The sequence below is a fragment of the Hyphomonas sp. NPDC076881 genome (assembly GCF_050269995.1).
In the GTDB taxonomy this organism is placed as follows: Bacteria; Pseudomonadota; Alphaproteobacteria; order Caulobacterales; family Hyphomonadaceae; genus Hyphomonas.
Map to the genome: position 1 here is coordinate 174,288 of NZ_JBNNJJ010000007.1, position 14,175 is coordinate 188,462.

Consider the following 14,175-nt stretch of genomic DNA (forward strand, 5'->3'; position numbering starts at 1 on the left):
ATCCGGACAGGAATTGTAAACAGGCAAGGCCGCTGCGGGGACACGCGGCGGCCTTCGTTTATCTGCCGGGAATGCCATGTCGGTTTCGCTGCTTCTGACGCTCTTTCTCGGCGCCTTCCTGGACGCGACGCTGGGCTTTTGCTTCTTCGTGTTCGGGGAAGCCTTTTTCCTGATGGCGGGTGGTCTGCTGTTCACTGAACATGCGCTGTGGGCGGTCGCGGCGGTGCTGGCGGGGGCGTATGCAGCTGATCAGATGGGCTTTCTGATCGGGCGGCGGATGCGCCCCTGGTTTCACCGGTTCGTGCTGGCGCGCCGGTCACGCCGGGCGGTATTGCACAAGACGCGGCGGCTGCTGCGCCGCCATGGCATCAAGGCAGTGGCCGCCTCGCGGCTGCTGGGGCCGGTTGCGTGGTTCATGCCGCCGGTTTGCGGTAGCGCGGGCATGGCCTGGCGCCGCTTTGCTGCGGGGTCGGCGATCGGCGTGACGATGGGGGTCGGCATGTTTGTGGTGCTCGGCTATCTGATCGCCTGGGGCGCGGCGCGGGGTGATGTGGATGTCGAGGCCTATATCCGGGCCCACAAATGGGCGCTGCTGGCAGGCGGGCAGCTGGTGTTCATCCTGATGGGCGGGATCTCGCATTATGTTGGAAGCGCTCTGTTTCGGCGCGTGTGAAGGCGGCGAGTTCTTCGGCGCCGTTGCGGGCGCGGAGGGCGGGCGCAAGGGACCGGGCGCGGGCCGTCATTGCCGGACTGATGAGCGACACCAACCGGGTGGCCATCTCGTCTTCTGTGGTCTTGCCAGTGATATGGGGCGGGGTAACGCCGATCTCGCGCAGGCGGACGGCATGCCAGAACTGGTCCAGCCGGTCGGGCACAATCAGCTGCGGCACGCCCGCGCGCAGGGCGGTGTCCAGCGTGCCGGCGCCGCCATGATGGATAACCCCGGCGCAGAGCGGAAAAAGCGCTGGATGAGGCACGGGGCCGGCCACCAGATGGCCTTCGGTGAGGTTGGGTGGCAGCCTGCCTGCAAGGCCGGCGGAGAGGATCGCGCGCAGGCCCAGCCGCCGGATGGCGCGCATCAGGCGGGACATCTGCTCATGCTCGGCATCGCTCTCGAAGGAGCCGAGGCCGACATGGACCGGGGCTGTACCCCCGCGCAGGAAGTCCCTCAGGTCAGGCGGCAGAATCTCCGGCCCCTGAATATCCAGGGAGGGGTAGGGCATCAGATAATCGTTTGCCTTCCAGTCCGATGGCGGCGACGCCACGAGGGCGGGAGAGACGCTGGTGATACGGGACAAGGGCTGGCCCAGATGCCAGCTCGTGCCGCCTTTCGGGATGGGCGGCAGGCCGAGGGCGCGGCGATGGCCCTTGAGCGCGTGAAGCATCAGCCACTGGGCGAGGCCGACGGCGCCATAGGCCACGGGCGTCAACCAGTTGCCATGCCAGGGATGCCACATCATCGCGCAGGGCACCTGGCGGGTCGGGCTGAGGGCGGTCTGCTGCGCGCTGAGGATATAGGGAATGCCATAGGCCTCGGCGGCAACGCGCGCGGGCGCGCATATGCTGTTGCCCAGAACTATATCGGCGCCCTCTGCTGCCTCCAGGCAGTGGCGGGTAATGTCGTCCACATAGGGCACGATCATCTCGTTCCACTGGCTGAAGAACCTGACCGGATTGGTCAGTGTGCCGCGCTGCTCTGCCTCGGCGTTCCATTCGGTGAGGGAAAAGGCCGGCGCCCGCGCGGGCGTTACACCATGGGCGGCGATGGTGGCTGTATAGTCGCGCGGCGCCATCAGGGTCACGGCCGCGCCGCTGGCCATAAGGGCGCGCGCAGTGGTGATGTAGGGCATTACATCCCCCAGGCTGCCCAACGTCTGGATCGAGACTTTCATGCAATTTCCACCCGCACACGCCGCAGCTTGCGATCAGAGGGCGGGGTTAGCACGGTGGCAACCGGCTTGATCTCCGGCGCCGCGCCGCAGGTTGTGAATAGGGCGCGGAGGCTTGCCGCAGCGGCGGGCAGGCAATCAGCTTCTTCGGTTTTGAGTTCTACGCACACAACGTTCCGGTCTGTCTGGAGGACGCGGAAATCGGTGATGCGCTTGTCAGCCATCAGGACGGCATTGCGGATCACATCCGGAGTTATGCGGACGGGGCTGCCGAAGCTGGGCAGGGTGAAGATATCATCGCAGCGGCCATGCACCTGCTGGATGGCCCGGTGCGGCAGGCCGCAGGGGCAGGGAATGGGCGAAAGCTCCAGCACATCATTCATCCGGTAGCGGATCATAACCTGTGTTTCCCGAGAGAAATCAGTGATCAGGGGCGTGACAAGATTGCTGCTGCCTTCGATCGGCAGAAATTCGAATGCGACCTGATCTTCCAGAAGATGCAGCGTGCCATGCGGGCACGCGATGGCGAAGAGGCCCTCTGTGGCCATGTAGATTTCCCGCACGATGAGATCGAAGCGGCTTTCAACGATGCGGCGGTCTTCCTCGTCTAGCACTTCGGCGCCCGAGAAGATGCGCTGCGGAGCTATCTGCGTGTCGCTCTCTGCCAGGGCGCGCAGGAATTTCGGCGGGCCAACAATGACCGTAGGCTGAAATTCCACAAGCGGCGAAAACTGGGCCTCGATGCCAAGGCCAAGATCAAAGAAGCGCAATTGCAGGCGCCCGCTTTCATTGGCGGCGTCGTAGAGGCGGCTGTTGGCAGGCAGAACAATGGCCACCCGGTGGCGGCGCGAGAGGAAGTCCGGCAGTGCGCGCGACAGGATTGTGCCGAGCCAGCGATAGCGCTCGCGCTCTGACACGATATAGAGCCCGCGATTGCCGGAAGTGCCGGTGCTGGCGCCGATGGCGTAGCCTTTCGGGGCTGTGCCCGCTTCCAGATGCGCCCAGCCTTCGGCCGCGGAGAGCCCGAGGCCGTTATAGCTGGCGAAATCTGCCATCAGCGCAGCCTTGTCCATGATCGGCCAGTCCTGCAGGAAACGCCCTCGGATGCCTTCGAAGGCGGGCACCCTTCCGGCCTTGCGGCGCAGGAAGGAATAGAGCCGCCGTTCCTGCGCGCGCAGGAGGCCTTCGCGATCCTGATACAGCATCGGCCGGCGGCGCGCTTCAAGGAAGGCGGCCAGCGTGGAAAAGGCGGCAGCGGGTTTCATTCTGGCGCCTCCGGGTCATGACAGAGAACAAGCCTGCCGCCGAGGGACACAAAGTTCCGTATACGGGTTGCCGTTTGCGCTGCCGCTGCCGCGTCATCCAGGATCAACCGGGCGGGATAGCCCGGGGAGCGGTCTTCCAGAATGGCGCGGGCCAGCCAGTCTGCGTCGGCGGCATACAGAATGGGCGCGACAGGGTTTCTGAAGAGGAAGCCGGTATGGCCGCGCATATGACCGGGCAGGGGAACGGCCAGCACGCTGCCATCGCCAAAGATATCCGCTGCTTCACCAAGGCCCATGGGCGCTTCCTGGCGCGGAAGGGTCTCGAACCGGAGCACTTTTTCCTGAAGGCCTTCCGGCAGGAGTTCGCGGAAGCATCCCTTGTGTGTGCGTCCGATCCAGCTTCTTGAAAGGAAATGATCGAGTGCTTCGCCATCGGCGAAAATACGTGCTTCAGGATAATCCTTCAGGGCGCTGACATGATCGGCATGCAGATGGGAAAGCAGGATGACATTGATCACAGGATCAGCGCCGGGCAACGCGCGATCAGTCAACTTCGGGGCGAGGATTTTTGAATACAGCCACAGGGGCGCGCTGCGCCAGCGGGTGGTGACGCGCGGCGAATATCCGGTGTCGATCAGGCACCGCCCGAAAATGCGATGGTCAAAGCGGCCATAGCGCACCGGGATGCGCAGCTGCCGCCAGTCGCCGCCTTTCAGGACCAGCCTCTCCGGCGCTGTAACGAAAGCGCTGTTGGGGAATTCCGGTATAATCATGCGGTTACCTTCCGGAATGTTCGGGCCACGCCTTCGTCAAAGGAAACTCGCGGGCGCCAGCCAAGTTCCCGCGTGATACGCTCAAGGCTGAGCGTCTGGCGAAAGGCGAAGAGGCCCGCGCTATAGGCCGTTACCGGGGGTTCAGGCCGGCCAGGCAAAGCATTGCAGAGCGTTTCGCTGGCCCGCGCGGCGGCCAGAACAAGTGGCCAGGGCATATTCCGCCAGCGGACGGAAATGCCCGCCATGGCGCCCGCCTGTTCGGCAACCTTGCGGATGGAGAGGGCTTCTCCGCCGGATACGTTGTAGATGCGGGAAGGCGCGGCCGGGGCGCGCAGGGCCGTGATCGCGGCGTCGGCCACGTCGTCGATATAGGTAAGGTCTGTTGCTGCCATGCCCCCGCGCATCAGAGGCAAGGGGCGGCTGGCGGCTGCGCGCAGCAGGCGGGGCAAGAGGGCTGTGTCGCCAGGACCGTAAAGACCCCGCGGGCGCAGGATGACCGGAGAAAGCTCCGGCGCCGCCAGGACCAATGTTTCGCTCGCCGCTTTGGTGGCGGCATAGGCGTTGACGGGTGGCGGCAAGGGCGCGTCTTCGGGAACGCTTTCCTGATCGGCAAAGCGAAAATAGATGCTGGGCGAGGAAATATGAACAAGGCGGCAGGCGCCAGCCTGGTGGGCCAGCAGAATGGCGCGGCGTGTGCCGGTGATGTTGGCCCGCTCGAAGGCGGCGCGTGTGCCCCAGGGGGACGAGAGCGCGGCGCAGTGGATGAGACCGTTTGCGCGAAGCGGCGGGATCGGATCATCCGAGGAAAGATCAAGCGCGTAAACTTCCGCACCCAGTGTTTCCAGTGCCGCGAGTTTTGCCCGGTCGCGGCCAAGCGCGACGACTTGTTCACCCTCCTGCAAAAGACGGCGGGCAATCGCGCCGCCGAGAAACCCCGTGGCGCCGGTGATGATTATCCCGCTCATCCTTCCAGCGTTGCGCCTCCGATGGATACGCCAGCAGACGTGCCGATCAGCAGAACCTTGCCGCTGGAGGGGATGCGGCCTTCGCGGCGGGCAGTGTTGAGGGTCATCGGGATGGAGGCGGCAACGAGGTTTCCCGTCTGCTTGACGGTGGAGACCACGCGATCCCGCGCAAAACCGCATTTGCGCACCATATGCTCCAGCGCCAGCGGGCTGGCCTGGTGGGGGATAACGAGATCCACATCCTCCTGGTGCCAGCCTGTGCGGGCGAGCAGGCGGTCGATGAAATCCGGCAGGCGGGTGCGTGTCAGTTTGAACAGGGCGTGGCCATCCATGCGGAAGAAGGCGTTCTCCTCGAAGGCGGCGCGGTTGGTGTGAAAGTCATACCGTGTGCCGCCCGCGGGCAGGGCGCAATAGTCATAGCCTTCCGCCCAGGTTTCGATAGCCACCTCGCGGAGATGAAGGCCGGTTGACTGGGGCGGGCCGAGCACAATGGCCGCGGCGCCATCGCCGAACAGGGCGGCTGTGGCTGGATCCTCCGCCCACGGCAGAGCTCGGGTGGCAATCTCGCTGGCAACGATCAGCACATGCCGGGCCCGGCCTGCGCCGATATAGAGCGCGGCGACCTCCATCGCGGCCACCGCGCTGAGGCAGGTGGCGTTCACGTCATAAGCCGGGGATGCGCAGTGTGTCAGGCCCAACTCCCGCTTCAACAGTGTGGCGGTTGAGGGAATGGGTTGGCGGCCCACAGCAGAGGCGAACAGGAGAAGGTCGACCTGCGACGCATCAAGATTTGCCTCGGCCAGCGCCTGCTGCGCGGCGGCGAGGGCGAGGCTCTCCTGTGTTTCGCATTTGGCCAGCACGGGCCGGCAGACGACGCCGCTCGCGCTCTCCAGCCAGCCGGCGGGCTTGCCGAGGCGCGTGTCGATCTCTGCGGAGAGGAGGTGTTTGCCTCCGGCGCGGGCACCAGTGCCAAGAAGGGCTGCATTTAGCATGACGGGTCTCTGTCAGTCTTGCCTGTGTTTATAAGTGAGTATTTACTCACTAAGACCGTGCGCGTCAAGCGGCTTCGTTCGGCCGGGCGGTTTTGTGAGGAAGGTTCAACTTCGGGGGTGAGGAAGAGCGGCAGGCGTTTCATGACAGGCCCAGGAAAAAAGCGCGGGGCGATTCCAATTCCCAGGCTGACGTTTTTCTATGGCGGAGTCGCGGCGCAATGTCTAAGTAGGCTCGATGAGCCGCAGACTGACCCGCGCCAGACACCTGCACCCCAGAGGGCTGCTGATTGCAGTGCTTGGGCTCATGATGCTTGCCGCTGTGGCGATTTCGTCCGGCAATATGGCCACGCAACCTGTTATGTCTGTTGCAGAAGCCAGCAAGGGATCGGCAGAGATTGCCCACGCCGTTCTGCCCAAGGCAGACCGTGATGGGCGCCTTCGCTTGCAGGTGATGCCGTCTGATGGCGATGACATGCCCCCGGCCGTGCTTGCGGTGCTCGAGGGTTATTCTTTCCCGCCCGCGGCTCACGAATCGCTGCCTGATCCGCCGCGCGGCGCTGACGCTGCGCCGCATCTTTCCACTCGTTTTTCCGCGCCTCGCGCGCCTCCCGTTCCAGCCTGATGTACGGATCGCTGCGCCTGTAGCGCAGCCTGCCGTTCATCCCGATCAGTTGTGATCTGCCTTGCCTCCCTCCGAGGCAGATCCCAGGCCGGGGCGGAGATCAGACTCCTCATGCTCGTACCCCTGTCAGAGGCGCTGCTTCCCCAGCTGTCTCTGAGCCTGCGTGGATCTTCGTCCCGGCCAACCATCGGATGACCTGCAGCCCTGTCGCGCCGTCTGCGGACCTTTCTGTTCGCCCGGCGCCCATTACCGGCCGCCATGCTCGATGGCCTCCGGTTTCAGGCACCCTAAGGAATTCAGCATGCGCACCAGCCGGACCGCACTGGTCACCTATATTCTCATCATTGTCATAGGGCTGCTCGCGGCCTTGCCGAACGTGTTGTCACCCCAGCAGATCGCGGCGATGCCGGACTGGCTGCCCAAGAAGCAGATCACGCTGGGGCTGGACCTGCGCGGGGGCTCCCACCTTGTTCTGGAAGTGGACGCGCCTGCGCTGCAGGCAGACAGGCTGAAATCCCTCGCCGCCGAAACGCGCACCTTGATGAGCACCGAAGCGGTGCGCGGTAAGGTCCAGGTGGAGGGCGATACCGTGACGGCCCGGATTACCGATCCTGATGGCCGCGCGCGCATCCTTTCCCGGCTGCGCGAGCAGGTGACGCAGGTTCAGCAGGTGGGTCTCAAAGGCTCGGTGCCGGACATCGTGATCCAGGCCGGCGGTGATCTGATCACGCTGTCTCTGTCGGAAGCGGGTACGGCGGACCGGATCAACCAGGCAATCGGCCAGAGTGTCGAGATTGTCCGCCAGCGGGTGGATCAGGTGGGCGTGGCCGAGCCGACGATCCAGCGCGTGGGGACAGACCGTATCCTCGTTCAGCTGCCCGGCTTGCAAGACCCAACGCGCCTGCGCGAACTGCTCGGTTCCACGGCGCAGATGTCGTTCCATATGGTGGCGCCGGAAACCTATGGCGCGCCCCCGCCCGAAGGGGTCAGCCTGCTGCCGGATGCCAAGACCGGCGAGCCAATGCCAATCTATGACCGGGTTGCCCTCAGCGGGGAGCGCCTGTCGGACGCCCGTTCCGGCTTCGACCAGCAGACCAACCAGCCGATTGTCACCTTCCGTTTCGATGCTGTGGGCACCAAGCAGTTTGCTGACATCACCAAACAGAATGTGGGCAAGCCCTTTGCCATCGTGCTGGACGGCAAGGTGCTCACCGCGCCGGTCATCCAGGGGCCGATCCTTGGCGGATCGGGCCAGATCACCGGCAACTTCACGATTGAAGATACGGTTGTTCTCTCTGCGCTGCTGCGGGCAGGGGCCTTGCCGGCGCCGCTGACGGTGATCGAGGAACGCACGGTGGGGCCAGACCTTGGCGCCGACGTGATCAATATGGGCCTCTATACCGGTGTGATCGGCTTTGCGCTGGTGGTGGGTTTCATGACGCTGCTCTATCGCGGCTGGGGTATGATTGCCTCGCTCGCGCTGTTCCTCAACGTGGCGCTGACCATCGGTATCCTGACATTCCTGGGCGCAACGCTGACCCTGCCGGGCATCGCGGGCATTATCCTGGGCATTGGCATCGCGGTGGATGCTAACGTCCTGATCAACGAACGCATCCGGGAAGAAAGCCGCAAGGGCGTCAGCGCGCTCGCTGCGCTCGATCGAGGCTTCAAGATTGCCTATTCGACCATCCTTGACGCCAACATCACCACGTTGATCGCTACGGCCCTGCTATTCATGTTCGGCACTGGTCCGGTGAAAGGTTTTGCCGTGACTATGGTGATCGGCACAGCCGTTTCGATGTTCACGGCCATTACCGTGGTCCGTATCCTGATGACCTCCTGGGTGCGCTATCGCAAGATGAAGAAGATCAATATCGAGCCGCTGTTCCGGATTGTACCGGATGGCTCGAAAATCTCCTTCATGAAGGCGCGCTATTTCGGCATCGCCAGCTCCATCCTTCTCTCGCTTGTCTCCGTTGGCCTCTTCATGAAGCCCGGGCTGAATTACGGCATCGATTTCACTGGCGGCATCCAGGTGGAGATCGCCACGCCGCAGGCTGCCAACCTGGGGCAGCTTCGCTCGGAACTGGGTGGTCTCGGACTTGGCGAAGTGTCCTTGCAACAACTGGGCGGAAAGAACGAAGTGCTGATCCGTGTCCAGCGCCAGGAAGGTGGAGAGACAGCGCAGACCGCTGCCATCAATACCGTTCGCAAGACGCTGGCAGAGATCGATCCGGGCATTTCGGTGGAACGCACTGAGGTCGTCGGGCCGAAAGTCTCCGGCGAGCTTGCGCGCAACGGTGCCATTGCTGTCGGTCTCGCAAGCCTTGCGATGCTGCTCTACATCTGGTGGCGCTTCGAGTGGAACTTCGCCGTCGGCGCGATCCTGACACTGGCGCTCGATACCACCAAGATGATCGGCTTCTTCGTCATCATGGGGCTGGACTTCAACCTCACGGCCATCGCCGCCCTGCTGACCTTCATCGGGTATTCGGTGAACGACAAGGTGGTGGTCTATGACCGGATGCGGGAGAATATCCGCCTCGCCAAGCGCTATGACCTGCGAACGATCATCGACACCAGCATCAACCAGGTGCTGACGCGGTGTATATTTACCTCGGTGACGACCCTGCTGGCGATCGTGCCGATGGCCATCTGGGGTGGCACGGCCGTGGAAAACTTCGCCCTGCCGATGGTGTTCGGCGTACTCATCGCCACCGCCTCGTCGATCTTCATTGCGGCGCCGATTCTTCTGCTGCTGGGCAATCTCGCCCAGCGGCACCAGCATACCGGGACCATTCAGGTGGAGTCTTCTCCGTCCTGAAAATCCCCGGTTGGGAGCGCCGCACACTCTGCCTGTCCTCGCGGCGCTCCCTCTCTTTTTCCCTGGCTTGAGGCCCCGGCTATGGCTGGCGGCAGTGACCGGATTCTGGGCGTTCCTGCAGCCGGATCGTTCACGACACATCTGCGACAGGACCGCGGTGCATGGGTCACAAATCTGCCTTCGGTTTGCCGCAATGTCATGAAAAACGGGCCCTGTTTCCCTCCCATCTGACAACGTGCCCCATCTTCTTATCCTGCCTGTATTCCGATCAATGCCGCCCCGCCGGGCCGGCACAGTTCATGGGCAACCAATTGCGGCGGCGTTCGTTAGACAGGTTACGGGTATGTCGCGCCGCAACAAAGCGGCTCCCGGATCCTCGGGAAGGTGTTGGTAAAGGAGTGCGCGCTTGAGAGTGTTGTCGAGCGTCTCTGTCAGGATTGTGTGCGGCCTTGCGATGGCCGGTCTGCTCATTTCCAGCTGTTCTCCCTCTGCTGATCCGGCCCCCGAGGCTCCAGCAAAGCCTGCTCCGGCAGACCCTACCGCTCAAAGTGAGGCGCCGACTGAGCCGATGACGGCGGCGGCGCCTGAGGCCGTCGTCGAAACGCTCAGCCCGGAAGCGGCTGCCGCTCTGGCCGCCTCGGAGGAAGATCCCTCCGCAGCCCCCCCGCCGCCCGCCACGCCGGAATTTGACTTTGAGGACGTGCGCCGCAAGGCCGAAATCCTCGCCAGCCGTCCGTTCCAGACGCCCCCTGGCATCCCGAAAGAAGCTGGCGCTCTGGATTATGATGGCTATCGCCGCATCCAGTTGCGTCAGGAAGCTGCTTTCTGGAGGGACAGTTCGGACAAGTTCCGCATTCTGCCGGACCCGCGTGGCTATCTCTTCAACTATGCCGTCCGCCTCAATTTTGTTGAAGACGGCAAGGAAGTTGCCCGGCCCTATTCGGCCGAGGATTTCAATTTCTATGACCTGCCGCTGCCCAATGAGGCCAAGCGTCTGCTTGGGTTTGCCGGCTTCAGGGTTGTGACACCCCTGAATATCGCCGGCAAATGGGACGAGCTGATCAGCTTCCGCGGGGCCAGCTTCTTCCGGGCCCTGGGGGCTGGCAATCTTTATGGCGCCTCGGCGCGCGGCATCTCCATCGGCACGGCGTCGCCCGAAGGTGAGCAGTTCCCGTATTTCCGCGAATTCTGGCTGCAGAAACCCGCGCCGGGCTCTGACACGATCCGCATCTATGCGCTGCTCGACGGGGAAAGCATCACGGGCGCCTATGAATTCTCGGTGACCCCCGGCCTTGAAACGAAGATGCAGATCACGGCCACGCTGTTCCCGCGCAAGGCGCTGTCAACGGTTGGCATCTCGCCGCTCACCTCTATGTATTTCTTCTCGCCGCACGACATCCGCAAGCATCCGAATGATTTCCGCCCTGCGGTACATGATTCCGAGGGCCTTTCGATCCAGATGTACAATGGTGAGTGGGTCTGGCGGCCGCTGTTCAATCCGAAAGCTCTGCAGGTGTCGGTGTTGGCTGATCGCCCGCCCCTGGGTTTCGGCCTCGTCCAGCGCAAGCGTGATTTCGACGACTATTCTGACATCGAGGCCGGCTATCACCACCGCCCGACCGTCTGGGTTCAGCCCAAGGCCGGTTGGGGCGAGGGCGAGCTGACGCTGGTCGAAATCCCGACCGTCAACGAATACAACGACAACATCGTCGCCTACTGGAAGCCGAAAACCGCCTGGCAGCCGGGAACGGCCTACACCGTGTCCTATGACATGAAGTGGAGCCTCCTCACCTCGTCCGTGCCGGATGTGGCGACGGTGGCAGACACGTTCGCGGGCGTGAAGCCCGCCGCCACCCAGCAGCTGTTCGTGATCGATTACGAGCAGATCCCCGAGGCCTTGCTGAATGGGGTTGAAGCCGATGTCTCCACCTCGGCTGGGAAGATCCTCAATCCCGTTATCAAGACCAATCCCGAGACCGGAAAAGTCCGGCTCAGTTTCGAACTCGAAGCACAAAATATCGACGTGGCAGAGCTTCGCGCTCTGCTCACGAAGGGGGGGAAGCCTATCACTGAAACCTGGCTTTACCGTTGGCGGAAGGAATGACCTTGCTACGCGCACGTCCCACCGAGTTCCCGATTGAGATGCCGAGCCAGTCCCTGGCCGGCCCCGTTGCCGTGTCTGGCCGCCGTCCTGTCTCGGCGATCTGGCGGAAACTGTTCCTTCTGGTCTCGTCTCTTGGGCTGACGGCCTGGGCGACCCATGAGATGCACGAAGTGCTGTCGGTCTCAGGGCTGACGCTGCTGGAATGGGCGCTGCTGGCGATCTTTGCGATCAATATCGTCTGGGTTTGCTACGCCTTCATCAACGCAACCATGGGCTTCTTTTCGGCGATTGGTTCGCTGGTGAAAAAGCCGCGCGCCGATGCCGGGCCCGATCTGCGCAACACGCGCACGGTGATTGCCTTCCCGATCTATAATGAGAATGTCGAGCATATCTTCGGCACGGTGCTGGCCACTGCGCAGATGATGTCTGGCGCACCGGGCCGGTTTGATTGCTTCATCCTCAGCGACACGACCGATCCGGAGGTCGCCCTTGCCGAGGAGGCTGCCTTTGAGCGTATCCGCCAGCAGGGGCCGGGCGACGTCCGCATCTGGTATCGCCGCCGCACGATCAATCACCACCGCAAGGCGGGCAACATTCGCGATTTCCTCACCCGCTGGGGTGGGCGCTATGACTATATGATCGTCTATGATGCCGATTCCTATATGGAGCGCGACACGCTGATCGAGCTTGTGCGCCAGATGGAAGAAGCCCCGCGCACCGGCCTCATCCAGACCATTCCGCAACTCGTAGGCGGGGAAAGCCTGTTTGCCCGCATCCAGCAGTTCGCTGCCGCCCTTTATGGCCCGGTGCTTGGCCATGGCATTGCCTGGTGGGCGCAGAAGGAAGGTAATTTCTGGGGCCACAACGCCATCATCCGTGTGCAGGCAATGGCACAGGCGGCCGGCTTGCCGGAACTGCCGGGCCGCGCGCCGTTTGGTGGGCACATCCTCAGCCACGACTTCGTGGAGGCCGCGCTGCTGCGCCGCGCTGGCTGGAATGTGGAAATCAAGCCGGCGCTGAGCGGGTCCTATGAGCAGGGCCCGCCAACGATCATCGATCTGGTCATCCGCGACCGCCGCTGGTGTCAGGGCAACATGCAACACATGCTGGTGCTGCTGAAAACGCGCGGCCTCGCCTGGACCAGCCGGTTCCACCTGATCACGGGCATCTTCTCCTACCTGTCCTCGCCGCTCTGGCTCATCTTCATCACGGTCGGTATGGCCCTGTCGCTGCAGAACAGCTTCATGCGCCCGTCCTATTTCGGGGATGGTTTCTCGCTGTTTCCTACCTGGCCGGTGATCGACTCCGTGCGCGCGCTGAACCTCTTCATCGTGACGATGGTGATCCTCTTCGCGCCCAAGATTTACGGCCTCATCTATGGCCTGATCAGCCCGCTCTGGCGCAAGCAGGTCGGCATGTTCCGCACCACGCTGGGCGTTCTGACAGAGACATTCCTCTCGGTACTGATCGCGCCGATCATGATGGTCACCCAGACCAGCGCCGTCATCAGCGTGCTGACGGGGCGCGACTCCGGATGGTCGCCGCAGAAGCGCACCGAGGATGGCTATTCCCTGATGGCCACCCTGCGCCACAGCGCGCCGGCCATGACACTGGGCGTGGTGCTCACCGTGGCTGCCATGATCATCTCGCCGGTCTATGCCGCCTGGCTTGCGCCTGCCACGATCGGTCTCATCCTGTCGGTGCCGCTTTCCTACTGGACTGCCAAGCGCTCGGCCGGTCAGGCATTCCGCAAGGCAGGCGCGCTGGTCTCTCCGGCAGAAGTCGCCGTGCCGGCGTCGTTCGCCGCCGCGCAGGACGCCCAGGCTGCGTTCCGCGATCTGCGCCCGGCAGACCTCTACACCCTGCTGCTTGACCAGGTGAAACAGCAACGCCGCTGCGCCCTGGTCGACACCCACTGGTCGCTCGGCCGCCATGAGGTTCACACGCCGCTGGCCATTGCGAGGGCGCGTACGGAGACGGCCGAGTCCGCCGCCGAATACGTTGCCGCGCTCAGCAAGGGCGAGAAGATCGCGCTACTCAACTCCTGCCGCGATCTCGCCTCGGTCAGCGCCACCTTCTCCGCATCTGGCCGTCCGCTCAGCCGCGCCGTGTTGAATGGGGGCCACCTGTTGCCCTCAGGGGCTGCTGCCCAGGACCGCTCCGCCTCCTAGGCGCAGGGCCGGTCAGCCCTGCCATGGGGCTTTAAAAGCGCGCGGGCTCGCCGGGCGCTCACCGCCGCCTTGTGACGAATTAGGGTCGTATTGCGCCCGATCGATCCTACATGCCGTTGACCAACGCCGCGTCCAAGGCGCGCCCTCCTGAAAGGACAGCGACATGCCCCGAAACGAACCGGTATTTCCCAAGGACCGCCATGCCCTCTACGAACAGCACGGGTATTCGGCGGCGATCCGTTCCGGTGACCTGCTGTTTATCTCTGGCCAGGTAGGCAGCCGCCCGGATGGTTCCGCCGAGCCAGATTTCGCCAAGCAGGTGCAATTGGCCTTCGACAATCTCCAGGCTGTGCTTGACGCGGCGGGCTGCCGGTTGAGCGACATTGTCGATGTCACCACCTTTCACACCGATCCCGAGGCCCAGTTCGGAACGTTGATGGAGGTCAAGAACCGCGTTTTCCCTCATGCGCCCTATCCGAACTGGACCGCTGTCGGGGTCACATGGCTTTCAGGTTTCGACTTCGAGATCAAAGTGATTGCCCGCTGTCCTGAAGAATAGAATGCCCTAAA

11 protein-coding genes are annotated in these 14,175 nt (G+C 63.4%); 6 read left to right on the forward strand and 5 right to left on the reverse strand.

The window, feature by feature from the left end:
• Positions 1–76: 76 nt before the first annotated feature.
• On the forward strand, positions 77–673 hold the full coding sequence (locus ACQKI2_RS09655) for a DedA family protein (protein WP_427379481.1): 597 nt from the start codon (positions 77–79) through the stop codon (positions 671–673).
• Here ACQKI2_RS09655 and ACQKI2_RS09660 read toward each other — a convergent pair.
• Genes ACQKI2_RS09660 through ACQKI2_RS09680 form a run of 5 tightly spaced genes read right to left on the reverse strand, consistent with a single transcriptional unit; the run spans position 615 to position 5,884 of the window.
• A complete protein-coding gene (locus ACQKI2_RS09660) occupies positions 615–1,892 on the reverse strand; it encodes a glycosyltransferase (RefSeq protein WP_427379482.1) in 1,278 nt (425 codons plus the stop codon). The genes ACQKI2_RS09655 and ACQKI2_RS09660 overlap by 59 nt on opposite strands.
• Entirely contained in the window at positions 1,889–3,154 is a 1,266-nt protein-coding gene (locus ACQKI2_RS09665; RefSeq protein ID WP_427379483.1) for a F390 synthetase-related protein, read from the reverse strand. Before ACQKI2_RS09665 ends, ACQKI2_RS09660 begins: the two co-directional genes overlap by 4 nt.
• Positions 3,151–3,927, reverse strand: coding sequence for an MBL fold metallo-hydrolase (locus tag ACQKI2_RS09670; RefSeq protein ID WP_427379484.1), 777 nt, complete (start codon positions 3,925–3,927; stop codon positions 3,151–3,153). The genes ACQKI2_RS09665 and ACQKI2_RS09670 overlap by 4 nt, the downstream gene beginning before the upstream one ends.
• Positions 3,924–4,892, reverse strand: a complete 969-nt coding sequence (locus ACQKI2_RS09675; protein ID WP_427379485.1) for an NAD-dependent epimerase/dehydratase family protein — start codon at positions 4,890–4,892, stop codon at positions 3,924–3,926. Before ACQKI2_RS09675 ends, ACQKI2_RS09670 begins: the two co-directional genes overlap by 4 nt.
• Entirely contained in the window at positions 4,889–5,884 is a 996-nt protein-coding gene (locus ACQKI2_RS09680; RefSeq protein ID WP_427379486.1) for a 3-oxoacyl-ACP synthase III family protein, read from the reverse strand. The genes ACQKI2_RS09675 and ACQKI2_RS09680 overlap by 4 nt, the downstream gene beginning before the upstream one ends.
• 235 nt (positions 5,885–6,119) lie before the next feature.
• Here ACQKI2_RS09680 and ACQKI2_RS09685 point away from each other — a divergent pair, with 235 nt between their 5' ends.
• The 5 genes from ACQKI2_RS09685 to ACQKI2_RS09705 all read left to right on the forward strand — a co-directional run bounded on the left by ACQKI2_RS09685 (position 6,120) and on the right by ACQKI2_RS09705 (position 14,164).
• Positions 6,120–6,506, forward strand: coding sequence for a hypothetical protein (locus ACQKI2_RS09685; RefSeq protein WP_427379487.1), 387 nt, complete (start codon positions 6,120–6,122; stop codon positions 6,504–6,506).
• Between the two features lie 301 nt (positions 6,507–6,807).
• Positions 6,808–9,330, forward strand: coding sequence for a protein translocase subunit SecD (secD, locus tag ACQKI2_RS09690; RefSeq protein ID WP_427379488.1), 2,523 nt, complete (start codon positions 6,808–6,810; stop codon positions 9,328–9,330).
• A 454-nt stretch (positions 9,331–9,784) separates the two neighbouring features.
• On the forward strand, positions 9,785–11,434 hold the full coding sequence (locus tag ACQKI2_RS09695) for a glucan biosynthesis protein G (RefSeq protein ID WP_427379489.1): 1,650 nt from the start codon (positions 9,785–9,787) through the stop codon (positions 11,432–11,434).
• The gene (gene mdoH / locus ACQKI2_RS09700; RefSeq protein ID WP_427379490.1) at positions 11,431–13,605 is read left to right on the forward strand and encodes a glucans biosynthesis glucosyltransferase MdoH; all 2,175 of its coding nucleotides are present in this window, start codon (positions 11,431–11,433) and stop codon (positions 13,603–13,605) included. The genes ACQKI2_RS09695 and mdoH overlap by 4 nt, the downstream gene beginning before the upstream one ends.
• A 163-nt stretch (positions 13,606–13,768) precedes the next feature.
• Positions 13,769–14,164, forward strand: a complete 396-nt coding sequence (locus tag ACQKI2_RS09705; RefSeq protein WP_427379491.1) for a RidA family protein — start codon at positions 13,769–13,771, stop codon at positions 14,162–14,164.
• Positions 14,165–14,175 lie beyond the last annotated feature (11 nt).

Coding starts and splice junctions, on each gene's coding strand:
- ACQKI2_RS09675 (WP_427379485.1), bottom strand. CDS start 4,892: ATGAGCGGGATAATCATCACCGGCGCCACGGGGTTTCTCGGCGGCGCG.
- ACQKI2_RS09670 (WP_427379484.1), bottom strand. CDS start 3,927: ATGATTATACCGGAATTCCCCAACAGCGCTTTCGTTACAGCGCCGGAG.
- ACQKI2_RS09705 (WP_427379491.1), top strand. CDS start 13,769: ATGCCCCGAAACGAACCGGTATTTCCCAAGGACCGCCATGCCCTCTAC.
- ACQKI2_RS09685 (WP_427379487.1), top strand. CDS start 6,120: ATGAGCCGCAGACTGACCCGCGCCAGACACCTGCACCCCAGAGGGCTG.
- ACQKI2_RS09655 (WP_427379481.1), top strand. CDS start 77: ATGTCGGTTTCGCTGCTTCTGACGCTCTTTCTCGGCGCCTTCCTGGAC.
- mdoH (WP_427379490.1), top strand. CDS start 11,431: ATGACCTTGCTACGCGCACGTCCCACCGAGTTCCCGATTGAGATGCCG.
- ACQKI2_RS09695 (WP_427379489.1), top strand. CDS start 9,785: ATGGCCGGTCTGCTCATTTCCAGCTGTTCTCCCTCTGCTGATCCGGCC.
- ACQKI2_RS09680 (WP_427379486.1), bottom strand. CDS start 5,884: ATGCTAAATGCAGCCCTTCTTGGCACTGGTGCCCGCGCCGGAGGCAAA.
- secD (WP_427379488.1), top strand. CDS start 6,808: ATGCGCACCAGCCGGACCGCACTGGTCACCTATATTCTCATCATTGTC.
- ACQKI2_RS09665 (WP_427379483.1), bottom strand. CDS start 3,154: ATGAAACCCGCTGCCGCCTTTTCCACGCTGGCCGCCTTCCTTGAAGCG.
- ACQKI2_RS09660 (WP_427379482.1), bottom strand. CDS start 1,892: ATGAAAGTCTCGATCCAGACGTTGGGCAGCCTGGGGGATGTAATGCCC.